The 24,590-nt window shown below is 60.1% G+C and carries 22 protein-coding genes and 1 tRNA gene; 9 read left to right on the top strand and 14 right to left on the bottom strand.

Annotated features, from left to right (window positions below; genetic code table 11):
• Nucleotides 1–172 precede the first annotated feature (172 nt).
• A complete protein-coding gene (locus tag HKD24_RS08900; RefSeq protein ID WP_194259970.1) occupies nt 173–1,171 on the bottom strand; it encodes a dipeptidase in 999 nt (332 codons plus the stop codon).
• Nucleotides 1,172–1,254: 83 nt separating this feature from the next.
• On the opposite strand from HKD24_RS08900, the gene HKD24_RS08895 reads away from it, so the two are divergent.
• Nucleotides 1,255–2,052 (top strand): exodeoxyribonuclease III, encoded by a 798-nt coding sequence (locus HKD24_RS08895; RefSeq protein WP_194259969.1) that lies wholly within the window; start codon nt 1,255–1,257, stop codon nt 2,050–2,052.
• 23 nt (nt 2,053–2,075) lie between these two features.
• On the opposite strand, the gene HKD24_RS08890 is transcribed toward HKD24_RS08895, so the two are convergent.
• Nucleotides 2,076–2,810, bottom strand: a complete 735-nt coding sequence (locus HKD24_RS08890; RefSeq protein WP_062510479.1) for a response regulator transcription factor — start codon at nt 2,808–2,810, stop codon at nt 2,076–2,078.
• Nucleotides 2,811–2,970: 160 nt separating this feature from the next.
• Between HKD24_RS08890 and HKD24_RS08885 the strand changes: the two genes are divergently transcribed.
• The gene (locus HKD24_RS08885) at nt 2,971–3,483 is read left to right on the top strand and encodes a L,D-transpeptidase family protein (protein ID WP_194259968.1); all 513 of its coding nucleotides are present in this window, start codon (nt 2,971–2,973) and stop codon (nt 3,481–3,483) included.
• A 6-nt stretch (nt 3,484–3,489) separates the two neighbouring features.
• Here the strand turns inward: HKD24_RS08885 and HKD24_RS08880 are convergent, their stop codons facing one another.
• On the bottom strand, nt 3,490–5,298 hold the full coding sequence (locus HKD24_RS08880) for a cation:proton antiporter (RefSeq protein ID WP_194259967.1): 1,809 nt from the start codon (nt 5,296–5,298) through the stop codon (nt 3,490–3,492).
• 92 nt (nt 5,299–5,390) lie between these two features.
• Between HKD24_RS08880 and HKD24_RS08875 the strand changes: the two genes are divergently transcribed.
• Nucleotides 5,391–5,915 (top strand): GNAT family N-acetyltransferase, encoded by a 525-nt coding sequence (locus tag HKD24_RS08875; protein ID WP_228124286.1) that lies wholly within the window; start codon nt 5,391–5,393, stop codon nt 5,913–5,915.
• Here HKD24_RS08875 and HKD24_RS08870 read toward each other — a convergent pair.
• The 3 genes from HKD24_RS08870 to HKD24_RS08860 all read right to left on the bottom strand — a co-directional run bounded on the left by HKD24_RS08870 (nt 5,881) and on the right by HKD24_RS08860 (nt 9,019).
• On the bottom strand, nt 5,881–7,245 hold the full coding sequence (locus HKD24_RS08870) for an RsmB/NOP family class I SAM-dependent RNA methyltransferase (protein ID WP_194259966.1): 1,365 nt from the start codon (nt 7,243–7,245) through the stop codon (nt 5,881–5,883). The genes HKD24_RS08875 and HKD24_RS08870 overlap by 35 nt on opposite strands.
• A gap of 56 nt (nt 7,246–7,301) precedes the next feature.
• Complete coding sequence (gene guaB, locus HKD24_RS08865; RefSeq protein ID WP_194259965.1) at nt 7,302–8,795, bottom strand: IMP dehydrogenase; 1,494 nt, start codon at nt 8,793–8,795, stop codon at nt 7,302–7,304.
• A gap of 150 nt (nt 8,796–8,945) precedes the next feature.
• A tRNA-Gln gene (locus HKD24_RS08860) sits at nt 8,946–9,019 on the bottom strand.
• A 158-nt stretch (nt 9,020–9,177) separates the two neighbouring features.
• Here HKD24_RS08860 and HKD24_RS08855 point away from each other — a divergent pair.
• Nucleotides 9,178–10,299: a Ppx/GppA phosphatase family protein gene (locus HKD24_RS08855; protein WP_194259964.1), complete on the top strand. Its 1,122-nt coding sequence runs from the start codon at nt 9,178–9,180 to the stop codon at nt 10,297–10,299.
• Nucleotides 10,296–11,102, top strand: a complete 807-nt coding sequence (locus HKD24_RS08850) for an RlmE family RNA methyltransferase (protein WP_194259963.1) — start codon at nt 10,296–10,298, stop codon at nt 11,100–11,102. The genes HKD24_RS08855 and HKD24_RS08850 overlap by 4 nt, the downstream gene beginning before the upstream one ends.
• A gap of 58 nt (nt 11,103–11,160) precedes the next feature.
• Here HKD24_RS08850 and HKD24_RS08845 read toward each other — a convergent pair whose 3' ends face one another.
• From HKD24_RS08845 to hpnD, 4 genes are all read right to left on the bottom strand, one after another.
• The gene (locus tag HKD24_RS08845; protein ID WP_194259962.1) at nt 11,161–11,793 is read right to left on the bottom strand and encodes a phosphorylase family protein; all 633 of its coding nucleotides are present in this window, start codon (nt 11,791–11,793) and stop codon (nt 11,161–11,163) included.
• On the bottom strand, nt 11,793–13,787 hold the full coding sequence (shc, locus tag HKD24_RS08840; protein ID WP_194259961.1) for a squalene--hopene cyclase: 1,995 nt from the start codon (nt 13,785–13,787) through the stop codon (nt 11,793–11,795). The genes HKD24_RS08845 and shc overlap by 1 nt, the downstream gene beginning before the upstream one ends.
• 73 nt (nt 13,788–13,860) lie before the next feature.
• Complete coding sequence (gene hpnE, locus HKD24_RS08835) at nt 13,861–15,156, bottom strand: hydroxysqualene dehydroxylase HpnE (RefSeq protein ID WP_194259960.1); 1,296 nt, start codon at nt 15,154–15,156, stop codon at nt 13,861–13,863.
• Between the two features lie 5 nt (nt 15,157–15,161).
• Nucleotides 15,162–16,037 carry a presqualene diphosphate synthase HpnD gene (hpnD, locus tag HKD24_RS08830; RefSeq protein WP_194259959.1) on the bottom strand — a complete coding sequence of 292 codons (876 nt, stop codon included), beginning with the start codon at nt 16,035–16,037 and terminating at the stop codon, nt 15,162–15,164.
• 136 nt (nt 16,038–16,173) lie between these two features.
• Between hpnD and HKD24_RS08825 the strand changes: the two genes are divergently transcribed.
• The gene (locus HKD24_RS08825) at nt 16,174–16,647 is read left to right on the top strand and encodes a cupin domain-containing protein (protein WP_194259958.1); all 474 of its coding nucleotides are present in this window, start codon (nt 16,174–16,176) and stop codon (nt 16,645–16,647) included.
• 81 nt (nt 16,648–16,728) lie between these two features.
• The gene (locus HKD24_RS08820; protein ID WP_194259957.1) at nt 16,729–17,898 is read left to right on the top strand and encodes a pyridoxal phosphate-dependent aminotransferase; all 1,170 of its coding nucleotides are present in this window, start codon (nt 16,729–16,731) and stop codon (nt 17,896–17,898) included.
• Between the two features lie 24 nt (nt 17,899–17,922).
• Here the strand turns inward: HKD24_RS08820 and hpnC are convergent, their stop codons facing one another.
• Genes hpnC through hpnA form a run of 3 tightly spaced genes read right to left on the bottom strand, consistent with a single transcriptional unit; the run spans nt 17,923 to nt 20,920 of the window.
• Nucleotides 17,923–18,786 (bottom strand): squalene synthase HpnC, encoded by an 864-nt coding sequence (gene hpnC / locus HKD24_RS08815; RefSeq protein WP_194259956.1) that lies wholly within the window; start codon nt 18,784–18,786, stop codon nt 17,923–17,925.
• Nucleotides 18,783–19,925 (bottom strand): glycosyltransferase, encoded by a 1,143-nt coding sequence (locus HKD24_RS08810; RefSeq protein ID WP_194259955.1) that lies wholly within the window; start codon nt 19,923–19,925, stop codon nt 18,783–18,785. Before HKD24_RS08810 ends, hpnC begins: the two co-directional genes overlap by 4 nt.
• Nucleotides 19,925–20,920: a hopanoid-associated sugar epimerase gene (gene hpnA, locus HKD24_RS08805; protein WP_194259954.1), complete on the bottom strand. Its 996-nt coding sequence runs from the start codon at nt 20,918–20,920 to the stop codon at nt 19,925–19,927. Before hpnA ends, HKD24_RS08810 begins: the two co-directional genes overlap by 1 nt.
• Nucleotides 20,921–21,054: 134 nt before the next feature.
• On the opposite strand from hpnA, the gene HKD24_RS08800 reads away from it, so the two are divergent.
• Together HKD24_RS08800 and HKD24_RS08795 are read left to right on the top strand one after the other, a co-directional pair.
• Complete coding sequence (locus tag HKD24_RS08800) at nt 21,055–22,230, top strand: HpnL family protein (protein WP_194259953.1); 1,176 nt, start codon at nt 21,055–21,057, stop codon at nt 22,228–22,230.
• Entirely contained in the window at nt 22,227–23,108 is an 882-nt protein-coding gene (locus HKD24_RS08795; RefSeq protein WP_194259952.1) for a prephenate dehydrogenase/arogenate dehydrogenase family protein, read from the top strand. The genes HKD24_RS08800 and HKD24_RS08795 overlap by 4 nt, the downstream gene beginning before the upstream one ends.
• Before the next feature lie 47 nt (nt 23,109–23,155).
• On the opposite strand, the gene pyk is transcribed toward HKD24_RS08795, so the two are convergent.
• A complete protein-coding gene (gene pyk / locus HKD24_RS08790; RefSeq protein ID WP_194259951.1) occupies nt 23,156–24,586 on the bottom strand; it encodes a pyruvate kinase in 1,431 nt (476 codons plus the stop codon).
• Nucleotides 24,587–24,590: the final 4 nt, after the last annotated feature.

Below are 24,590 nucleotides of genomic sequence, written 5' to 3'. Positions count from 1 at the left end.
CATCTTGCTTTCGTTCCCGGAGTGTCAGCTTCACTCTGGAGACAAAGAGCGACCGTAAGGCAGTCCCAGAACATGTCAGCGGATCATGGTGGACGAACCGGCTCCTCTTTCCTCCACCATGATCATGTTCTATTCTTTCGAAAGGCAGAAGGAATACTCCATCCCGCCCTGATCAGGCCTGTGTCGCTGCCTTCTCGGCAGTCTCCAGCAGGCGCAGCATGTTACCACCCCAGATGGCAGCAATGTCCTTGTCACTGAAGCCGGCGGACTGAAGAGCGTGCGTGACATTTGCTGTTTCAGTCGCGTCTCTCCAACCCGGGATCCCGCCGCCGCCGTCGAAATCGGAGGAGATGCCGACATGCTCCACGCCGATCCGGTCTGCAATGTACGAGACATGGCGGACCAGATCTTCGACGGTTCCGCCCCCGCCTTTTTTCAGGAATGAGCCCATGGCCGTCACCTGAATCAGGCCGCCTGTTTCTTTCAGTCGATCAAGCTGTTCGTCATCCAGATTGCGCGGATGATCGCACAGGGCGCGTGCGCAGGAATGACTGGCGAAAACTGGCGTGGTCGAGACTTCGGTGGCCTGCATCATGGTTGACTTGGCCGCGTGGGACACATCAACCAGAACGCCAGAACGGTTCATTTCGGCGATAGCCTCACGCCCCAGCTCCGACAGTCCCTCATGAAGGGTTTCGCTATCGTTCAGATCCTTGCGGGGGATGGCGGCGTCGGCCAGCGCGTTATGCCCGTTATGGGTGAGCGTCATGTACCGCACACCATATTTGCGGGCGAGTTCAGCAATCCGCTTGGGCTGGCCACCAAGAGCATGTCCGTTCTCGATCGCAGGAATGACAGCCAAATCATCTGCCTCATAAGCGGCCCGCACGTCTGCAGCAGTCCGGCACACACGAACGCCCTGCCCGCCTTCGAGACCGGAGATCACGTCCAGCATGGCCTGAACCCGTGACCAGCCCTCATCATGCCCGGCGTCGTCGCGCGAACCCTGCGGGATATAGGCAGCGAGGCAGACTGCCCGCAGACCGCCCTTGCGCGTCTTGGGGACATTTACCTGCCGGGAGGTTTCCTCCGCCCAGGCATCCTGCCGGTCTGGCCAGGGAATATCGATATGCGAATCAAGCGTCAGGAGCGTGTCGTGAAGATCAGTCATGGTTTGTTCTAGATCGGACGGGAACGCCTCATGCGCAAGAGGGCGCTTGTCAAAACGACCGATCCGGTCGATCCCTTTTGTCCATGCGTCTTATTACATGGAACATCAATTCCCTCCGACTCAGGCTGCCTCTGCTGAAGCAGATCGTCGAACAGGAAAACCCGGACATCGTCTGTCTGCAGGAAACGAAAGTCCCGGACCCCCTCTTTCCAGCCCAGACCCTGACGGAAATGGGTCTGCCTCATCAGGTCTATAAAGGCATGAAGGGTTATAATGGCGTGGCGATCCTGTCGCGGCACCCGCTACAGAGTGTCGCCGACATGCCGGACTGGTGCAGCCGTTCCGACTGTCGCCATGTAGCGGCCCGCATCTCCACGCCGGCTGGTCCGATCCTGCTGCATGATTTCTATGTGCCGGCAGGTGGGGATGTTCCCGATCCCGAAGAAAACGAAAAATTTGCCCACAAGCTCGCCTTCGTGGACGAGGCCACCGGCTGGTTCACCGGCACCCCGCCTGCCCGCAGCATTCTGGTTGGCGACCTCAATATCGCGCCACTGGAGCATGATGTGTGGAGTCACAAACAGCTTCTGAAAATCATTAGCCACACGCCACCCGAGATCGAACGTCTCAAGGCCTGGATGGCAACGGGATTTCAGGATGCCATGCGGACAATCACGCCAGAGCCCGAAAAGCTCTATACGTGGTGGTCATACCGCAACAGGGACTGGAAGAAGTCCAACCGCGGACGGCGGCTGGATCATGTCTGGATGACGCCCGACCTTATGCCGGGTCTGCGTAATGTCCGGATCCTGCGGGACGTGCGCGACTGGGAAAGCCCGTCCGATCACGTCCCGGTCGTGCTGGATTTTGATCCAGCCTGAACTGGAACCTGTCCTGTCAGCTTTCAGGCTGACAGGCTGTCGGAGCCGATGACACCACGTCCTTCCGGATCGAGACGATAACCGCCCCCTTCCGTAATCAGCAGTGACGTGCGGGCCGGATCGGGCTCGATCTTCTGGCGCAGACGGTAGATATGCGTCTCAAGTGTGTGGGTGGTCACTGCGGCGTTGTAGCCCCAGACCTCGTTCAGGAGAACCTGACGTGCCACCGGCCGCTGACCTGCACGGTAAAGATACTTCAGGATCGCCGCTTCCTTCTCCGTCAGACGGATCCGGCGGTTACGGGCGGTTTCGACCAGAAGCTTGGCAGAAGGGCGGAATGCATACGGACCGATTTCGAACACGGCGTCTTCGCTGTTTTCGAAAATCCGGAGCTGGGCGCGAAGACGGGCCAGAAGTTCTCCGATCCGGAACGGCTTGGCGACATAGTCATTCGCGCCGGCGTCCAGACCGCGTACGACATCATGCTCGTCATCAGAGCCGGTCAGGATGATGATCGGCATGCGGACGCCTTCACGTCGCAATTCGGCACAGAAGTCGCGGCCGTCACCGTCCGGAAGGGTGATGTCCAGCAGCATGGCGTCATATCGGGCGCCGGGCTTGGCAAGAAGCTCACGGGCCGTAGCGACGGAGGTTGCCTCGACAGCCTCCAACTCGCCACCGTGCTGAAGCTGCTCGGCCAGCAGACGACGCAGTGTATCATCATCGTCTACAATCAGGATGGGGCGGGGACCTGCCATAGTAACCTGTCTCGTTCTATCACGACGGAAAAGAAGTCACATCCGCAAAGATCGGCGTTCGTAACTCGAACATCCAGACTTCCCTCTCCTGCGAGTAAGGAAAGTACAGAATGTCTGTGGGCAGACTATGGCAAGGACAGCGGCAAAAGGAAACAGGATTATGGCTAAAGCTATTTTGAAAACCGCTGGAGACCGCGCTTTTCTTCACTTCCAGGGGGAAATCGTTCCGGCTTTGATTGGTCGGTACGGTCTGTCTCTTGACAAGACTGAGGGAGATCTCCGCACTCCCGTCGGGGAACTGCCGCTCAGGCGTATTCTCTATCGTGCTGATCGCACATTACGCCCGGTTTCCGGCGCCGGATTGCCTGTTAAGCCTATCACTCCCAATGACGGCTGGTGCGACGATCCGACCCATCCTGACTACAACCGGGCCGTTACTCTCCCTCACCCCGCTTCCTGCGAAAATCTGTGGCGGGACGACCATGCTTATGATCTCTGCATTGTGATGGGATGGAACGATGCCCCGGCCGAGTCGGGACGGGGTTCCGCGATCTTTCTCCATCTGCCACCTGCCAGCGGCAATACCGAGGGCTGTATTGCTCTGGATGAGAAAGATCTGCGGGCATTTCTGAAAGCCGGTCTCTCGCATATTACGGTGGAGACACCGGCCTAGTTCCTGTTAGGCCAGTTCGGTTGACGGGGGCACCATGGAGACCATGTAGTCCCCCGGCTGGGGCACGGCCTTGTCGTTGTCCTCGGCCGAGCGGATCAGGATGCCGCCATCACGCCGGACCACGAGAATATCGAGCCTGTTTTCATCCGTACCGAATGACGGAGCAGTCTCTTCCGTGGCTTCCACTGCCACGAACCGCCAGCCCTGCTCGAACAGGGTGTCGAACAGGGTGTAATTCCAGGCAGGCTCGCCGAGGACCTTGCCGCGCGCATCGCGTGACAGGCCATGATAGAAGTCCAGCCGTGCCACGCCGGGGCTGATCTGGTAGACCCGCTGACGCCCCATGGTTGGCGCCAGATGTCCACACACCATTCCGTTATAGATGCCGTCACCTGTTGTCGCGATCAGGTAATCAGCGGGACGCTCCTCGAATGATTCCTGACCATGCTGGGACAGAAGCTCTGCCCGCAGGACGGGAATATCCTGACGCGTGGCGGGGATAAGTGCGCTGGAGCGGTTGTCCACCAGCAGAACCGGCACACCAGCCTGCCGCAGGCATCGGGCAAAATTGATGGACCATGCGCTGGCGCCAAGGATGGCGATCGCCGGCTCATTGGACAGCGTCAGTTTCAGCAGTCTTGCGATAGGTCCGAGTGAAAACCCATGCAGGATCATTGTAACCGCAATGACCGCAAACACGGCCGGCATGATAAGATCGGCAGACTGGTATCCCGCTTCCTTGAGGCTGATCCCGGCTTCACCGGCGACGGCTGCTGCGACGATACCGCGGGGTGCAATCCAGCCGACAAACAGCTTTTCCTTCCATGGCATGCTGGTGCCCAGCGTGGAGAGGAAAATACCTACTGGCCGTACGACAAACAGCACGACGACTGTTAATGCGAAAATCGGAATGGAAAGCTGCGCCAGAACATCCCGATGTAGGTCCGCCGTCAGCATGATGAACAGAACCGAGACGACCAGAACTACCAGTGATTCCTTCATGCGTCGCAGTTCCGCAACGCCCGGGATCTGAAGGTTTGCCAGGACCATGCCGAAGATCGTCACCGCCATCAGCCCCGCACCGCCCATTTCGAGATTGCACAGGGAGAAGATCACCAGCGCCATCGAAATCAGCACCGGTGTCTTGAGAATTTCCGGCATCAGATCGCGGGTGAACAGGTAGCGGATCAAATAGGCCGGCAGGATCCCTGCGGACAGCGAGACCGCAATCGCGCCCAGAAGATCGGGCAGCGTATGTGTGAAGAATACGTCCGCATGAACGTCCACATGCAGCATCATCAGCTGAAGCACGACGGCCGCCAGAATGGCACCGAGCGGATCGTTGACGATGGCTTCCCAGCGCAGGAATGCCGCCACGCGCGGCTGAAGCTTGGCACTGCGTAGCAGCGGCAGAACGACGGTCGGTCCTGTAACGACGACGATCGCGCCAAACAGCATGGACGTGCCCCATTCCAGATGCGCGACATAATGTGCTGCCAGCGAGCCAAGCACCCAGTTGATTGGCAGTGCGAGCATTGTCAGGCGGGCGACACCCTCACCGGCTTCGCGCAACTGGCGGAAATCCAGCGCCATACCCCCTTCGAACACCACCAGCGCCACGAGCAGTGATACCAGCGGCCGGAACATCCATCCCATCGTTTCCGATGGATGAAGGATGCCAAGCCCGGGTCCGAAAATCAGACCGAGCGAAAACAGGAGAACGATAGCTGGAAGCCGGAAGCGCCAGGCGACCCACTGGGCCAGCATCCCCGCTCCGAAAGTCGAGGCAATGCCGATGAGAATGTCATATTGCATGGATGTTCGGGACGGGCTCCGCGTTATGGATATGAAGCGGTATCATATCGCACATCACGCGACGCGCCTAAAATGCGGAAGAATGCTCCATCATGACGACCCCGCTCCACCACTCTGAAACGGATCTGCTGATCCGTCCTGCCCAGTCCCTGGACCGCGAGGGCATCTGGCGGCTTCTGTCCCCCGTTCTTCGTAAAGCCGAGACATATGCCCTGCCCCGCCACTGGGGCAGGCGGCAGGCGCTGGCCTACTGGATGGATGTCGAGCACCGCGTTTATGTCGTGCAGACCCGCGATTATGAGATCGTCGGGACATTCTATCTTCAGGCCAATCAGAAAGGCGGTGGCGCGCATATCGCCAATGCCGGTTTCATCGCCCGGTCCGGATTTGGCGCGGGTCGCCTCATGGCCGAACATGCTCTGGCGGAAGCCACGAAACTCGGTTTCCGCGCCATGCAGTTCAATTTCGTCGTCAGCACAAACCTGCGGGCCATAGCCTTGTGGAAGTCACTAGGCTTCCGGGTGATCGGCACGCTTCCTGGAGCCTTCGATCACCCGTCCGAAGGCTATGTGGACGCACTGGTTATGTGGAAGGACCTTCTGCCTGTGGTGTCGTAGCCGCGGCTTCAACTGTCTCTTCAGGCTTCGTATCCGTCACGACCCGCTCCAGCACGCAGGCAAAAAACCCGTCCGTTCCATCCCGCAGTGGCGTCAGCGAAAACTGAGCCTTGTTCCGCAGTTCGGCGGGAAGAAGTTCAGACATCTGCTCTTTCGGCAGACGCACGAAATCCGTTCGACGCTTGAGGAAGGTATCGATCTGCTGTCCGTTCTCGCAGGCCAGAAGCGAACAGGTTGCATAGATCATGCGTCCACCCGGCTTCACCAAAGATGCTGCACGATCAAGGATCTGCGCCTGTTTGATGACAAGTTCCTGAATGTCTTCTGGCGTCAGGCGCAGTCGCGCATCCGGGTTCCGGCGCCAGGTTCCGGTTCCCGAGCACGGCGCATCGACCAGCACCCGGTCGAAGCTGCCGGCCCGACGCTTGGCCCATTTGTCTCCCGACACCAGAAGATGCCGTTCGACGTTATGAACGCCTGCCCGACGCAGTCGCTTGACCGCTCCGTCCAGACGTTTCTCATGCACGTCACAGGCTACGATATGCCCGCGGTTCTCCATGGTCATCGCCAGTGCCAGCGTCTTGCCGCCCGCACCTGCACAGTAATCCAGAACCCGATGCTCGCCCCGCGCATCCACGGCCGCTACTACGAGCTGGCTGCCCTCGTCCTGGATTTCGACCAGACCATCCTTGAACGCCTGCGTCGCCGTGACCGGCTGGCGCCCATCAAGCCGCAGCCCCCAGGGCGAAAGCTTCGTCGGCTCTGCCTGAAGCGATTCGCGTCGTAGCTCGCGGATGGCCGCCTCGCGACTTCCCTTCAGCAGATTAACGCGTAAATCGAGCGTTGGCGTTCCCAGCATGGCTTCCATTTCGTCGGGAAGCCGGTTTCCAAACGTTTCGCGCAGCGCACTGTCCAGCCAGTCCGGATATTCAAGCCGTACGGCGATAGGCTGCTTCTGGGTGGAAAGTTCTTTTCCTTCCAGACCTTTAAGCGCCATATCTTCACGTGACGTCAGAGGCTTCTGCGCATAACGCTCGCCACTGAACAGCTTGCGGACGTTCTCCATCGTTTCCCCACCAAGGAGAAGCGATGCCGAGCACAGCAGGCGTGGTGAGATATCGCCGGAAATATCCTTAAGATGCCATTGCAGCCGTCTCCAGCCACGCAGGACGTCCCAGACGATTGAGGAAATGGCGCGCCGGTCGCCACCACCAATATAGCGTCGTTCGCGAAAGAAAGCGTTGGCTGTGGCGTCGGCGGGACGGCGGGGCGCATTCTGGATCGCACAGAGCAGATCGATGGCGCCTGAAAGACGGGCTGCGGGGGTCATAGCGCCCCCGTAGCCCGTTTGGCCTCTCAATGCGAGAGGCTTTGATGCGGGAAGGTTCAGTCCCGGCGGTAGTTCGGGGCTTCCCGGGTAATCGTCACGTCATGGACGTGGCTTTCCCGCAGGCCTGCATTCGTGATGCGGCGGAACATGGTGCGGACCTGAAGATCTGCCACCGTTGCCGAGCCCGTGTAGCCCATCCCAGCCTTTAGACCGCCGACGAGCTGATGGATAACCGGGGCCATGCTGCCCTTGTAGGGAACCTGACCTTCGATGCCTTCCGGAACCAGCTTGAGCGTGTCGCGGACTTCCGCCTGGAAATAACGGTCCGCAGAACCACGGGCCATTGCTCCCAGCGAGCCCATGCCGCGATAAGCCTTGTAGGACCGGCCCTGATACAGGAACGTTTCACCCGGGCTTTCATCCGTACCGGCGAGCAGCGAGCCTACCATGACGACATCCGCGCCTGCACCAATGGCCTTGACGATATCGCCGGACGTCCGGATACCGCCATCCGCGATCGCGGGGATATCCAGTTCATGACACGCAGCTGCCGTTTCCATGACTGCCGAGAACTGCGGCACGCCCACCCCGGCCACGACGCGCGTTGTGCAGATGGACCCCGGACCGATGCCGATCTTCACGCAGTCGGCGCCAGCCGCGATCAGGGCGCGTGCGGCCTGTGGCGTTGCAACATTGCCGGCGATGATCTGAAGTCCACCATGGCGGCTCTTGAGCGTTTCCACAGCCGTCAGAACGCCCTGGGAGTGACCATGGGCCGTATCAACGACGATGACGTCCACGCCGGCCTCGGCAAGGGCTGCTGCACGCTTGAGGCCGTCTTCGCCGACACCCACTGCTGCGGCACAGCGCAGGCGTCCCTGGGAGTCCTTGATAGCCAGCGGGTGCGCGATGGCCTTGTCCATATCCTTGACGGTGATCAGGCCGATGCAGCGCTGGTTTTCGTCAACGACCAGAAGCTTCTCGATCCGATGGCGATGCAGAAGCGTGCGTGCTTCGTCCGGCGCTGCACCGTTGAGAACCGTCACGAGGTTCTCATGTGTCATCAGGTCGCGGACGCGGGTGTTCGGGTCGGTCGTAAAGCGCATGTCGCGGTTGGTCAGGATACCGACCAGCACGCCACTGCCGTTTTCAACGACCGGAAGGCCAGACACTCCGTGGCGCGCCATGATGGCCTGAACCTCGGCCAGCGTCTGGTCCGGGCCAACCGTGACGGGATTGACGACCATACCTGATTCGAAGCGCTTGACGCGACGGACCTGCTCGGCCTGCTCCTCAATGGAAAGGTTCTTGTGAATGACGCCCATGCCGCCCTGCTGCGCCATTGCAATGGCCATGCCGTCTTCGGTCACGGTATCCATGGCAGACGACATCAGGGGGATGTTCAGTTCGATGGAGCGTGTCAGGCGGGTCCGGGTCGAGGTCTGCGCCGGCAGGACCGACGATTCAGCCGGTTCGACGAGAACATCGTCGAATGCCAGCGCCTCGCGGATGCGCTCATTAAGATGTGTTGTGCCGGAAGATGATGTCATGCCCGCTTGCCCCCGTTACGTCATGCGTCGTGACGACGCGATGTATGTGAGCCGGAGACCAAGAGGCCGTCCGGCCGTTGGCGGGTCCTCATAGAGCACTTTACCCCCTGAGGGGAAGTCTCTTTTTTGCGGTATTTTCTGAGGATTTCTTGGCTGGGAGACCTGGATTCGAACCAGGGCTGACCGGGTCAGAGCCGGTAGTTCTACCGCTAAACTATCTCCCAAGCGGTGAGAGGGTGTTTATCAATCGCCCCCATGTGGCGCAAGAGGGATAAGGACATTTTTTTTGAAAAAACGGATATTTTTCTTGCGGGTAGGGTCCCGGGGGCCGCATGCTGCTTTTCCAAGGTCCCAGATCACGGGCAAGCGGGAGCCGAAACACATGATGAGGTATGGAACGGATCACAACCTGTCAGGCCCGGTGCCTGTTCATGCGTCCGCGCGACGTACGGGTCCGTTCTTTGGTGCCATTGATCTTGGCACCAATAATTGCCGCCTCATGATTGCTGCGGGAACGCCCAATGGTTTCCGTGTTGTAGATAGCTTCAATCGTTCGGTCCGTCTGGGGGAAGGTCTGCGGGCCAGCGGACGTCTTGCCGAAGAGTCCATGAAGCGCGCACTGGATGCCCTGCGCATCTGCGCGGAGCGTATGAAGCAGTGGCCTCTTGTCCATATGCGTGCGGTTGCGACAGAAGCCTGCCGTCAGGCAGCCAATGGTCGCGAATTTCTGGCACGTGTCCAGCATGAGACGGGTCTTACGATCGACATCATCACGGCACGGGAGGAAGCGGAGCTTGCGCTGGAAAGCTGCTCTCCCCTCTTCCGTCAGCCAGAACACAAGCCCGTTCGTGCCGATCGTGGTGTGCTTTTTGATATTGGGGGCGGGTCTACCGAAGTGGCGTGGGTCCGGATTGATCCGGAACGCCAGACCCAGACCCTGATCGGCACCACCAGTGTTCCCGTTGGCGTGATCACCCTTCAGGAAATGTTCGGTGAAGGTCATGGTGCATCTTATGAAACCATGGTGCAGCACGTTCAGGATTATCTGAAGGGTTTCGAGAACGTTCACCGCATCCGGCGGGAAGTGACGCATGGCAAGACGCGCCTGATCGGGACGTCCGGCACTGTGACCACGCTTGCGGGAGTTGCGCTGTCCCTGCCCCGCTACAACCGTACGGCTATTGACGGCCTGACATTGCCCGGTCTCAGCATGATGGATGCCATTGGCAGTCTGCGCAGTCTGGATCGTGATGAACTCGCGAACCATCCGTGCGTGGGAGCAGAGCGTATGAAACTCGTCCTGCCGGGCTGCGCGATCTTTGAAGCAATTCACCGCCTGTGGCCTGTTGAAGACGTAACGATTGCGGACCGGGGGTTGCGCGATGGGATGTTGCTGCGTATGGCCCGCGATCATGGTCAGCGTTCCGGCAAGGGACGTCACACGACCAGTCGCCATGCCACGCCCCGGTCACGGGGCCCATTCGGGACATATGCCACAATATGAAGCCGCCAAGATCCCGCTCCGGTTCCAGTAAGGACACGGGACCGAAGCGTATTCCGGGCAAGGCCCTGAAAAGCGCCTCCAACCCCGGTGAAAACGACGCAACGCTCGATTCTGCGACGTCACGCACAGCAAGAAACAAGACGGTTTCGCTCAAAACAGCCCGCGGACGGACGACCGCCCAGCAGCGCTGGCTCAATCGCCAACTGAATGATCCGTACGTCGCGGCCGCCCGCAAGCAGGGCTGGCGTTCACGCGCCGCCTTCAAGCTGATCGAGATCGACGACCGCTTCAAACTGATTGAAGAAGGCACGCGGATCATTGATCTGGGTGCGGCTCCGGGCGGCTGGACGCAGGTTGCCGTCAAGCGCGGTGCCAAAAATGTTGTAGGGCTTGACCTGCTTCCGGTTGATCCCGTCGCCGGTGCGGAAATCATCGAGGGGGATTTCACCGATCCCGAGATGCCAGACCGGCTGAAAGACATGCTCGGCGGACCTGCCGATCTGGTCATGTCCGACATGGCGCCGAACACGACCGGGCATGCGGCGACAGATCACATGCGGATCATGGGGCTCGCTGAAGGCGCGCTGGATTTCGCGTTTCAGGTTCTGGCCGAGGGGGGCAGCTTTATCGCCAAGGTCTTCCAGGGAGGGTCGGAAAAAGACATGCTCGCCCTGATGAAGACGGCTTTTGCCAGCGTCAAACACGTCAAGCCGCCTGCTTCGCGCAAGGAGTCCAGCGAGCTTTATGTGGTCGCGACCGGCTTCCGCCCGGAGCGTCTGGCTGAAAACAGCAAGGCAGTCTGATCGTCCGGCGAACCGTTACTGGCGGCTGCATGATGACAGCGCCAGTAACGGTTCCCTTTCAGGCCTTGGGCGGATTGGCCTGCAGGAATGACTCCATGGCGCGCTGTGCGACGGCCGCTTCCCGGCCCAGCCGAATCAGTCCGCCAATCTGCAGGGGATGTCGCAGCAGAGATCCCATCAGTCCCGGCACATAGACCGCGCCATTTTTCATGCTGGTCTTGACCGCAGGCGGAAGATCCCGCGTTGCATCGTCGCATACGACACGCAGAACGGCGAAGGGCACGCCTGCATCGGCCACAACGCCGCTTTCCATATCCACGGCCAGGCATTTCGTCTGGGAAAAATACCAGGCCTTTTCCAAGCCCAGTTCGACCAGCACATCGCTGTGCAGAATGCCGCCACGTCGGGCATAGGCCGAACCAAACATCTGGCTCAGATTCGGATCGCAGGAAATGTCCCTGTCTTCATAGTGGACATGGTCCGCTACGATGACGGTTCCGGGCGCAACGTCTGGTGAGAGGCTTCCCGCACATCCGAAGGACAGGAGTTCGGTCGCGCCTGCCTTGAGCAGACGTTCTACGCCTCTGCGCGCACCTTCAGGCGTGGCGTTGCTCAATGCCACGGGAGCATTCGGCAGGAAGCGTCGGATCAGACGGGCTTCCTGTTTCAGACCTGCGAGAACACCCAGCATCAGAATCCGTACTCCACCTTGCCGCTGTTGCTCACACCAAGATTGCGGTAGCGGGCCAGAGCAGTCAGCGGGAAGAACTGCTTGTAGCCGTGATAGCGCAGGTAGAAGACCTTCGGAAAACCGACAGCGTTATAGGCCTCTTCCTGCCACTCGCCCTTTTCGTTCTGCTGCGAGACAAGATAGGCGACGCCGCGTTTGACAGCCTCGCTCTCGCGGCGACCGACGGCCATGAGAGCCAGAACAGCCCAGGCCGTCTGGGATGGCAGGCTCTTCTTATACATCCCTGCGGTGCCGCCTTCGTAGGTGGCGCAGTCTTCACCCCAGCCGCCATCAGGACGCTGGACGCTCTCGAGCCAGTTCACGGCGCGCAGGACCATCGGATCATCATGCGGGACACCGGCGATGTTCAGCGCGCACAGAACAGACCAGGTGCCATAGATGTAGTTCGTGCCCCATCGGCCAAACCAGCAGCCTTCCGGCTCCTGCTCGGAGCGCAGATAATCGAGTGCCTTGAGAATGACCGGCCGGTCGTCGGGGTCACCCAGCTGCGCCAGGAAGGAAATGCAGCGTGCAGAGACGTCAGCCGTTGGCGGGTCCAGAAGCGCGCCGTGATCTGAAAAGGGAATATGGTTGAGCAGCTCGTGATCATTGTCGATGTCGAAGGCGCCCCAGCCACCATTCGTGCTCTGCATCCCGATGATCCATTCCCGCGCACGGGCGATGGCGTCACGGTTGCCTTCGGGATCGACACGATGCAGCAGCATGCCGACAACGGCGGTGTCGTCCACATCCGGATAGTAATCGTTCTCGTACTGGAACGCCCAGCCGCCCGGACGAAGGTCTGGCGCGTTGATCGCCCAGTCACCCTTGACGTCAAGGATCTGGTGATCCCGCAACCATTCGGCGCTTTTCTTCAGGGAAGCAATGGTTTCTTCATGCCTGGTCCCAGCCGGTCCGGATGCGGCTTCCATCATTGCCAGACCGGACAGGCCTGTATCCCAGACCGGTGAGACGCAGGGCTGGCAATAGATTTCGTCGCCATGATCGACCAGAAGATCCTGGATTGCATCCCAGGCGGTCTTCGCACGTGGATCAGTGTCCGGAACACCCTGCGCGCGATACATCATCACGACATTGGCCATGGCCGGATAAATGGCGCCCAGCCCTCCCCGGCTCAGGCGCGGCTCGATGAAATCGCTGGCGGCTTTGAGGGCCTTTTTATGAACGCTGCGCGGGATCAGCGGCAGAACCGGACGCAAGGCAGAGTCCAGATGCTTGAAGAAGCGGCCCCACACCGAACGGTACGGTCCGCGGATCCAGTCTGTGACTTCAGAGGGCGGCTTGACGAACAGTTCCTGCACATGAATGCCGCGCGGATTGATGGCCTTGGGCCGAAGCGCGTTGAGCACCAGCAGCGGCGCGATAACGGCGCGCGACCAGTAGGACATATTCCAAACCGAGAAGAACGCCTTGCGTGGCAGGAGCATGAGCTCGACCGGCATTACAGGCGTTGCGTCCCATGGGACTTCCCCAAACAGTGCGAGCTGGATCCGCGTGAACACGTTCGTCCGCGCTGCGCCGCCATGATCGAGAATGGCCTCGCGTGCGATGCGCATATGGGGAGCGTCAATATCGTCCCCGATGGCCTTCAGCGCGAAATAGGCCTTTACGGTCGCGGAGAGGTCGAACCCGCCGTCATGGTAAAGAGGCCAGCCCCCGTGGTCGCCCTGAATACGGCGCAGATAGACGCCGATCTTGGCCTGCTTCTCCGGGTCGATCCGGTCAAGATAGTGCTCGAGCAGAACATACTCGGCCGGAATCGTGGCATCCGCTTCGAGCTCATAGACCCAGTGTCCGTCCGACTTCTGCTTCCCACCCAGCGCAGCCTGTGCGCCTTCGATGGCAAGATTGATCTCATCGGGTTCGACGGATTGGCGGGACAAGGTCTCGCTCACGCGGTCCTCCTTTTCCAGAATATCAGAATAGATCAGCATTGCTCGGTTCTCCCGACACAGGCAGTCCTGCAAGGCGGGAGCTGTGTTACAATCATGACAGTGTGAGCGCTCATCACGATCCCGTGTGCTCAATGGCGGACCGGAACCCCAGCGCAGAAACGGCCTGAAGGCCGGACTGGATGGAACCCTCGATCGTGGACGGCAAACCGGTGTCGGTCCAGTCCCCGGCCAGAGCCAGATTGACGAGGTCCGTTCTGGCTCCGGGGCGCAGGCGGTTCTGCTCGGGCGTTGCGGCAAATGTGGCACGCTTCTCCCAGATCAGACGGGCTGGCGGCATGGCGACAGGAAGCGGCTGCGAGAGCACGGGATCAAGAGCGCGCCTGATCTCGGACCAGATTGTTGCCAGAAGCTCGCTGTTCTTGCGATCGGCATAACGGTTGGCCGCACTGACGGTGACGGACAGAACATCGCCCTTCAGGAAAACCCATTCCGAAATGCCGCCGACCAGCCCAACAAAACCAGCCTGCGCCACGACGCCACGTGACTGCACCGCTTGAGGCAGGCGGAAATGCGCGTTGGCGATGCTCTCGAATGCGTCCGGAGCTGGCAAGGCTGGCATGAGCGACTGCGCCACTGGGCCCGGTACAGCCATGATGACCTGATCTTCCGGACCCAGTTCAATGATACCGTCCGATGTTTCCAGTGCTGTGGCGCGGCCATTCTCTTGCGTGATGGCGCTGACGCGAACACCTGTGTGCACGTCACCATGGAAACGCCTGAGATATGCCACGGCGGGATCGATCAGCGTTTCGGACAGTCCGACTGACGGGAACCACGGACAGCAGGCCATGCCTCCCTTGGCCAAAGACTTGCGGATCACATTGCCAAGCAGCTTGGCGCTGCCAGTGTGGATATCCGTATTGAGGACGGAAATCGCGAATGGGATCAGCAGCCTGCGGCTCAACTGACCCGAACTGAGGCAGGTCTCCACCGTCGTGTCCTCGCCAGCACGCAGGAAACGCCCCAGTGAAGCCAGCTCGGACAGTTTCATACCCGGGACGCGCCGTCCTCCCGGAAGCGCCCAGAAGGGAAGCTTTCCTTTCGACAGGCGCAGCGTCCAGGCGAGGCTGTCCTCAAGATCGTAATACGGAAAGATCGGCAGGCCCGGACCCGTCAGGGTGTGACGGGCACCGATAATGTCCAGATAGCGGAATGTCAGATCATTCGCGGACAGGATAAGATGATTGCCGTTGTCGATCCGTGTATCGAGAGACCGGTCATGAAAGGAACGGGCCCGGCCGCCACAGGCTGGTCCCGCCTCGAACACCGTGACGCGCGCCTGTGCTGCCAGTTCGACTGCGGCGGAGAGGCCTGCCAGGCCGCCGCCGATGATGTGGACATGGCTCATGGGGCTTACTTCACATATGCCGCAAGTGTACGGAGCTTTCTCCAGGGCTTGGAGACCTTTGGAGCAATATCAGGCGTTTTCCAGCCGCGTTTTTCCAGTGCGGACAGGATGGGCGAATAAGAGGCAGCCATCATGCGCGCCGGACGCATCGCCCTGCTGTCACACATCTGCATGGCCGCTTTCGCCGCCCGGAAATGGTCCTTTGCCCGCTCGGCCAGGATACGGGCGACATGATCCAGACCATGAGCATAAAGCGCTTCGTGTGGGTCTTTTGGGACGTCAAACCGGGTCAGAAGCTCGGATGGCAGATAGAGTCTGCCACGGTCTGCATCCTCTGCGATGTCGCGCAGGATATTCGTAAGCTGAAGCGCCCGCCCGAGATGATAGGCCACGCGCCGGGCGTTGTCGGACGAGTCACCAAACACGCAGACCGAAAGCCGCCCGACCGCGGAAGCGACCCTGTCACAATACAGATCAAGCGTCGCCTCATCCGGTGCTACGATCGGTGCGCCGCAATCCATGGCCATGCCGTCGATGACGTCGTGAAAATCCTTGGCCTGAAGCTGGTAGCGGTGAATGGCGACGATCAGGATGCGGTCGAGCGCATCCGTGGCCACACCTTCATAAAGCCGGTCGATCCGCTGATGCCAGTCCTTCAGGGCCGCCATCGGGTCTGCGACGCCGGCGTCACCATCCGCGATGTCGTCCACCTGACGGCAGAAGGCATAGACCGCAAACATTGCCTGACGCCGGTCTGCCGGAAGGATACGCATCCCGCGGGCGAAGGATGTCCCGGATGCCGTGACGATCCTCTCGACATGGTCCAGATCGGCCTGCGCGCAGGGAAGACCGGAAGAAGCGCGCACCCTGCTGAAAACCATGTCTGACCCCTGTCTCGTTTCAGAAGATCAGGGTTCTAGCCCCAAATCCCCCCGAGACAAAGACGACCTGAACGGAAAGCATGGCCATGCGTTATGGTGATGCCAAAAGGCAACACCTGAAAAGGAGTCTTTCGCCATGCGTTTCCCCGCCCTCGCGACCCCCGTCCTTCTCGCAGGCGCAATACTGGGAGGAACCCTCTCAGCGTCATCTGCCATCGCTCAGACCTCCTCGCCCGCAACCGCCAGCGGTCATGCCGATCATCTTCTGGCCGATGATCATTCCTGGAATGGCACGCCTTACGACCATTATCCCACGACACGTCCGATGCTCAGCATGATCCGGCTGACAATCCCGGCGCATTCCGCCCTGCCCTGGCATGTTCATCCCTATCCCAATGCCGGATACGTGCTGGAAGGAACCCTGACGATCGAGGATCGGGAAAGCGGCAAGAAGCGGACCTTCCATCAGGGTGAGGCCTTTGCGGAGTCGGTCAATGACGTCCATCGTGGCGTAACCGGAGACAGTCAGACGGTTCTTATGCTGACCTATGCCGGATCGCCGGGAAAACCGACATCCATTCCCCTGCCGGGCCAGCAGAAAGAATACTGAAAATATCTTCCGGGCCTGCTTTGACAGGGAAAACGTTTCGGAATTAACATGTTCCGGCCCTAGTCTGGAGTATGGCCCACAATGACCAGTCCCCTCTCTCCCGCCGCCCGTAGCGACCTTCTTGCCCGGGGATATTCCCGGCGCAGCTTCGGCCGAATTGCCACGCTTCTGGCAGCAGGTGCGACCGCACATGCCCTGACGAATTCTGCGAAGGCCGCCATCCTTCCGTCGGGTATCGATTTTGAAGGCATGACGCGCCTTGGCAGCAATGAATGCTGGACAGGGCCCTTCCCTGAAGCCGCGCAGGCTGGTGCCTCCTCCGTATTCCAGAGCAACCGCTATGACCCGACTGGTCACATGCGCGACGATCTTATTAAGGCCGCGTCGGACGTCGAGGGGATCCCGCAGACTCATGTCATGACATGGTGTGGCTCATCCGACCCCCTCGCCCGTGCCATTGTCACGTTCTGCTCGCCTACCCGTGGTCTTGTAACGGCAGATCCCAGCTATGAAGCGGGGTGGGTCGCCTCGGAATGGCTGAAGATCCCCTTGGCCCGTGTTCCGCTATCCGCAAAGAACGGATACCGCACGGATGTGCGCGCCATGCTGGCCGCCGATCCTAATGCTGGTGTGTATTATATCTGCTCTCCGAACAATCCGACCGGCACGCTGACGCCGCTGCGCGACATTGCCTGGCTGGTTGAGCACAAGCCGAAGGGTTCGGTCGTTCTGGTGGATGAAGCGTATATCCACTTCTCCCATGCCCCGAGTGCTGTCGAACTCGTCAGCAAGAACAAGGACGTGGTTGTCCTGAGAACATTCTCCAAGATGTTTGCCATGGCGGGTATGCGGCTTGGTCTGACATTCGCCAGACCTGACCTGCATGAGAGCATGATGCGCTATGATGGCAAGAGCGCAACCGCAATGCTCCCAGTGCCGGCCATGGCCTGTGGCACAATGAGCCTGACCATGAAATCCGCTATTGATGCGCGTCGTCAGGAAATGATTGCAGCCCGGAACATGACGTTCCAGCACCTGCGCAAGCGCGGCATCCATTTCATTCCATCAGAGGCAAATATGTTTGTCATCGACTGGAAGAAACCGGCAGAGCCCATCAAGGACGCCTTCCTGCAGCAGAAAGTCGTGATCGGGCGCTCGTGGCCGATCTGGCCGAACGCCTCACGGATTACCGTAGGTTCGATGGATGAAATGAAGACCTTCTGTACGGCTCTGGACCAGATCATCGCCTGATCCGGTCCAACCCTGCCGTATGGGTCAGCCTGCGGCAGGGAAATAACGCAGGGCCCGGAACAGGGCCTTCGCCCCGTCCGTTTTCGTCAGGGCCACGCGCTCCAGCAGTGGGTCCTGACGACGCAGACGCGCTGCCAGAATGTGGCACAGTTCAACGATAACGGCCGCTTCCAGTCGCATCCGGCGGTCACGGATGAGATGCGGCAGAGCCCTCGCCTGCCTGTTGAGGCTGTCAACACCATCAAGCATCCGGTTGAAGACGCGCCGGACACCCGGCTTACTCCGGACCAGACGCAGATCGTCCACGCAGACACCTTCTTCTTCCAGCCAAGGCCGCGGCACGTAGCATCGGTCCAGGTCCTTCAGGTCACCGGCAACATCCTGAAGATGGTTGACGATCTGAAGCGCGGAGCACAATGCATCGGATGGAGCCAGTGTTTCCTCGGCTTCCCCATGCAGCAGGAGCAGGAAGCGGCCGACGGGGTTTGCTGAATATTTGCAGTAATGCAGCAGCTCGTCCCAGCTATCGTAGCGGTTTTTTTCCGCATCCATGCAGAACGCTTCAAGAAGATCCGTTGCCGTGTCCAGCGGAACGCCTGTCTTGAGCAGCACGTCGCGCAGCTTGACTGCGGTTTGCGCATCGGCACGCTGCGGGGCCGTGATTTCTCCGCGGATGACACCGGCCATTCCCTTGAGCCGGGCGATCTTCTGATCCGGCGTCAGTTCGGTCGTATCCACCATATCATCCGCGACACGCGCGAAATTATAATAGGTATGGACGTAAGGCCGGAGCCGCGGCGCAATCAGGAACGAACCAACGGGAAAATTCTCGTCGGATTTACCTTTGGCAGAGGTGACGTCTTTCGTCCCCCAGATGCTGTCTGTCACGATGTTTCATCCGTGTAGAAACGATTTTTCCAGCGCACGCCCACCCCGCGATGGTGGTCAATGGCCGAGCCGATGGTTGCCGCCATGTAAAAAGCCGCAACGAATGGCAGGGGAATGGCACGCCACAGCGGCAGGCCAAAGCGGCGGAGTGTCGGCACGAATGTCAGGCACGAGACCAGATAGGTCAGAAGCCCGACCCGCCGTTCCCGTCCCTTGCCGAACAGGGCCAGATAGGCTGGCAGGAGCCAGATCATGGCCATGCCGATGATCGTTGCGATCAGCAGGACCGGCGAATACCGCAGTTGCACATAGGCAGTCCTGGCAATCATCTGCCAGACATCCTTCATGCCGCGATATGGCCGCACCGACCATGCCAGCGCACTGTGACCCAGATAGAGCCGCCCGCCCGAACGCTTCACATGCGCGGCCAGCGTGCAGTCATCGATCAGGGCGCCGCGCAGGGCGGCGATCCCGCCAATGCACTCCAAAGCCCGCCGCCGCAGGAGAATGGTGCCGCCCGCCGCACCTGCGATCCGGGAATGCTCGCTGGCAATCCGCGAAAACGGATAGAGCATTGCAAAGAAATAGACGAAAGCCGGGACCAGAAAACGCTCTGCGCTGCTCTCGCAGTTCAGCGCCACCATTTCTGAAACAAGATCCAGATCATCTTCCCGGGCCTTGGCGACCAGAGACGCCAGATGACCCGGAGCATGCATGATGTCCGCGTCTGTCAGAAGGATGTAGCCATAGGGGCCGATCCGCGTCAGGGCTTCCTGTTCGCCCTGCTGGACGGCCCAGAGCTTGCCGCTCCATCCCGCAGGGCGCTTTTTGCCCGGAATGACAGTCAGGCGCTGGTGTGGATCGGGCAGCGCGCGTGCAATGTCCCCCGTTCCGTCCGTGCTTTCATCATCAACAAGAATGACGGAGAGATGACCGTCATAATCCTGTTCCAGAAGCGAAGTCAGGCAGGCCTGAATGGACTCTGCCTCGTCACGCGCCGGCACCACGACTGCGACATCGGGTGCGGATGCGGGAGTGGGTTTCGGGGGAAGAATGGGACCTTTCTGCCAGAACTTCCCGTGAAACAGCGAAAGATAGATCCAGGCTCCCAGACTGGTCAGTGCAGTTCCGAACAGCATTATTTCATCCGTCCGTGCTGACGGAACCAGGCAATGGCATCTGTCACGGCATCGCGGGCCGGGCGCGGGGAATATCCAAGTTCTTTCTTCGCCTTGTCGGACGAGAAGAACATGAGCTTCTTGGACATGGCCAGTGTTTCGCGTGTGACCCGGGGCTCAATGCCGAACCCGCGTGCAAGCCATTCGGAAACAAGGGCCACAGGGTAAAGCCAGGACTGTTTGAGCTTTATGCTTGGCGGCTTCACACCGGCGATCTGGCTGACCATGCGGAACAGGTCACCCAGCATGATGTTTTCACCGCCGAGAATGTATTTCTCGCCGATCTTTCCCCGCTCAAGCGCCAGGGCATGCCCTTCCGCAACGTCATCGACATGCACGATGTTCAGCCCGGTTTCGACATAGGCCGGCATGTTCCCGCTGGCGCAGTCGAGGATCATCTGTCCCGTCGGCGTTGGCTTGATGTCTCTCGGGCCAACCGGTGTCGAGGGGTTTACGATGATGGCCGGAAGGTTCTTTTCGCGGACCAGGCGGAGGACTTCCTGTTCGGCGCGGTATTTCGAAAGCTTGTAGATCCCAATGACCTGGCTTTCGGAAACCGGCGTGGTCTCGTCCGCCGGCACCCCGTCGCTGCGCAGGCCGAGAGCCGCAACCGATGAACAGTAAATGATCTTTTCGACCCCGGCTTCCATGGCGGACAGCATCAGGTTGCGCGTGCCCTCCACATTGGCCTTCATCATGGTTTCCGGATCCGGAACCCAGAGTCGGTAGTCGGCCGCAACATGAAAGAGCGTTTTGACGTTCTTCAGCGCCGGGATCAGCGTATCCGGGTCGGAGAGGTCGCCTACGGCAATCTCTGCGTTGAGTTCAGCAATATTTGAACGGTCGGATGTCGGGCGGACGAGAAGCCTCAGGCGGTGTCCACGTTCTTCCAGGACGCGGGCGACGGCGGAGCCGACAAACCCGGTAGCCCCCGTAACGAGTGTGACATCGTTCATGGTGGCAGTGTCTCCTTGGGTCATCAGCAGATGGTTGCAATTTATGACAGCATAATCCCCCCGGCTTTTCGGGGAAAGCGTCTGCAAGGGTGGAATATTCACCCTGTGTGCGATAGAGCGTGTGCAAACGGCATGTGACGAAGACGTTGAAAAAAACTCTCCCAGTTCTCCTTTCCCTTCTTGGGGTGGCCCTGTTCACCTTCATCGCGGCCAAGGCGGGTATCCATCCCGTCGTGGAAGCCCTCTCGAAAGTCGGGGTCGGCGGCTTCCTGCTTCTCGCGGCCTGCCAGCTCCTGATCGATGTGGGCCTCGGAATTGCATGGCATGCAGCGGTGCCGATGCTGGGCGTACGACGCCTGATCGGAGCACGTCTGGTTCGTGACAGCGCCGGGGCATGCCTCCCCTTCTCCCAGCTTGGCGGAATGGTCATTGGTGTCCGCGCCACACTCGCCGGTGTTGATCCGCGCACCAGCGAAGGGGAAGAGCTGCACTGGCCGGAAGGCGTAGCAGCCAATCTGGTGGACATCACGACAGAAGTGCTGGGACAGATCGCCTTCGTCCTGATCGCCCTTCTCTGCCTGATCGGTCATCATGGTGCCGGGAAATTCGTCTGGCCGTTGATTGGCGGCATGGTGCTGCTAAGCTTGGGTATTGCGGGCTTTATCTGGACCCAGCATCGGGGCGGCGCCATGATCCGCAGAGCCGCGGCTTTTCTTGGGCGCCATATCGCATCGGAATGGCGCGCTGCCCTGATCGGCAATACCGAAACCTTCCAGGCACGACTCGAAGACCTCTGGAGCCGTCCGGACAGGATTTCCCTCGGTGCATTCTGCCATTTGCTATGCTGGATGGGCAGTGCAGCCATGACGTGGCTGGCCCTCCAGCTTCTCGGGGCCCATGTCGGATTTTTCTCCTCCGTCGCCATCGAAGGTGTGGTCTGTGGCATCATGTCGGCCGGGTTCCTCGTGCCGGGCGCTCTCGGCGTACAGGAAGCCGCCTATGTCGCGCTGGGCATGATATTCGGGATTGATGCCCAGATTTCCCTCAGTCTTTCGCTTCTGCGCCGTGGACGCGACATCCTGATCGGCATTCCGGTCCTGCTTGTCTGGCAGATCATCGAAATGCGTCGTCTGCGTCACGAGCGCAACGGCTCTGCAAAGAAGAGCGAACCCGCGCCTGCGCCCGCCCGGAAGAAGGTTATCGCTCCGGCTGTGACGGCGCTTGCTGGCAACATCAAGAAAGAGGCGACATCCCGGGACGGCAAGAAGCCTGACGACAATTCCTTTGCCACGGCTCCAAGAGTCCTATGACACCCTTTTTCAGGTCTCTTGCGGTTATTGGTCCGGGCCTTATCGGATCATCCGTCCTTCGCCGCGCCCGGGAAACGGGCACCATTGCTGAAACCCTGATTGCAGCGGATACAAGTTCCCGCGTCCTTGAGCGGGTTCGCGAGCTTGATATCGCTGATGTCACAACAGCTGATCTGGCTAAAGCCGCACAGGCGGATTGCGTCATGATCTGCGTGCCTGTCGGTGCGGTGGAACAGGTTGCTGGGCAGCTTCTTCCACATATGAAGCCAGGCAGCATTCTGACGGATGTGGCGTCCGTCCGCGGTCAGCTTGGGCCGAAGATCACGGCGATACTGCCCGAAAACGTGGCTTATGTCCCGGGGCACCCGATGGCGGGTACGGAGCATTCGGGCCCGGATGCGGGCTTTTCAACGCTGTTCGAAGACCGGTGGGCCCTCCTGGTCCCGCCCGAGGGCGCAGATCAGAACGCCATTACGACGATCGAGAAGCTCTGGACGCTGTGCGGTGCCCGCACGAAGATCCTGACTGATGACGAGCATGACCGGATCTGCGCCATGGTCAGCCATCTGCCGCATCTTCTGGCTTTCACGATCTGCGATACGGCCGACAATCTTTCTGACGAACTTCGTGCCGCCGTGCTGGATTATGCGGCCTCGGGTTTTCGCGATTTTACACGGATTGCCGCCTCAGACCCCGTCATGTGGCGGGATATTTTTCTCGCCAACCGCGAAGCGCTGCTTGGCACGCTCGACAGGTTCGTGGCTGATACGCAGGCGATGGCGGATGCGATCCGCAAAGGCGATGAAGCCGGTATCATAAGCCGGATCGAGCGTGGACGCGCGATCCGGCGCACCCTGATCGAAAACCGTCAGGCCTGATACAGGATGTCATTGCTACGGGAGTATGCCCCCGTAGCAAAAGAGCCTCAGGCTGTAACGACCCGCAGTGTGTTCGTGCTGCCGGAATGACCGTATGGCAGACCTGCCAGAACCAGAACATGGTCGCCCGTCTTGCAGAACTTCATGCTGCGCGCGAGATCGGCGGCCGGGCCGGCAAGATCCTCAATGCCGTGAGCCGTCTGCTCGCGGTCCACGACATGCGGGAATGTTCCCCATACGACGCACAGGCGCCGTGCGACGTCCAGTTCGGGCGTCAGGGCGATGATCGGGCAATGGGGCCGCTCGCGGGCCATCCGCATGGCACCGCCGCCGCCGCGCGTATGCGACGCAATGGCGCCTGCATGCAGCGTCCGGCTGACCTGCCAGGCGGCCTGAACGATCGCGCACTGAACACTCTCGTCTGGTACGGGACGCAGACGGTCCATCCGAATGCGCCATTCGTGATCCTGTTCGACCCGTGACGCAATCCTGGCCATCATCGAGACGGCTTCGAGCGGATATTTACCAGCCGCACTCTCTGCTGAAAGCATGACTGCGTCAGCGCCATCATAAACGGCGTTCGACACGTCAGAGACCTCGGCCCGGGTCGGGGTCGGGCTTTCGATCATACTTTCCAGCATCTGTGTTGCCACGATGACCGGACGGCACTGCTTGCGGGCTTCGGCAATGGCACGCTTCTGTGCAACGGGCACTTCCTCCGGGGGGAGTTCCACGCCCAGATCGCCACGGGCCACCATAATGGCGTCTGACAGATGCACGATGGCCGCCAGATCGTCCATGGCCTGCGGTTTCTCGAGCTTCGTCACGATCGCTGCGCGACCTGCTGCGATCTCGCGGGCCTCCTGAACGTCTTCCGGGCGCTGCACGAAGGAAAGCGCTACGAAATCCACGCCAAGCGACAGCGCGAAATTGAAGTCACGGCGATCCTTCTCGGTCAGGGCCGGAATGGGCAGGGTGACGTCCGGAACATTGACGCCCTTGCGCTCGGAAAGCTTGCCACCAATTACGACAACCGTTTCGAGAAAACCTTCCCCGACATTCGTGACGCGCAGCTTGAGCTTGCCATCATCCAGCAGGAGATGGCTTCCCTGCTTTGCGGCGGAAATAATTTCAGGATGTGGCAGACAGACACGCTCGGTCGTGCCCGGTGTGCGGTCCAGATCCAGACGGAAAGGCTTGCCTTCCTCAAGAATGACCGGACCGTTTTCGAACACGCCGACGCGCAGTTTCGGTCCCTGCAGATCTGCCAGAATGGCCAGTGGATGACCGACCTTCTCTTCCGCAGCCCGGATGGCAGCGTGACGCTCACCATGGTCCTCGTGCGCGCCGTGGGAAAAATTGAGGCGGAAAACGTTTACGCCTGCCTGCGCAAGGGAAAGAATCATCTCGGGCGAGGATGAGGCCGGACCCAGAGTAGCGACGATCCGCGTACGGCGGTGATGGGAACTGGATGTCATATAC

Source organism: Gluconobacter vitians, from assembly GCF_015244565.1.
GTDB classification, from domain to species: Bacteria; Pseudomonadota; Alphaproteobacteria; order Acetobacterales; family Acetobacteraceae; genus Gluconobacter; species Gluconobacter vitians.
Note: the sequence above shows the minus strand (reverse complement) of the source record. Positions and strands in the feature narration are given on the sequence as shown.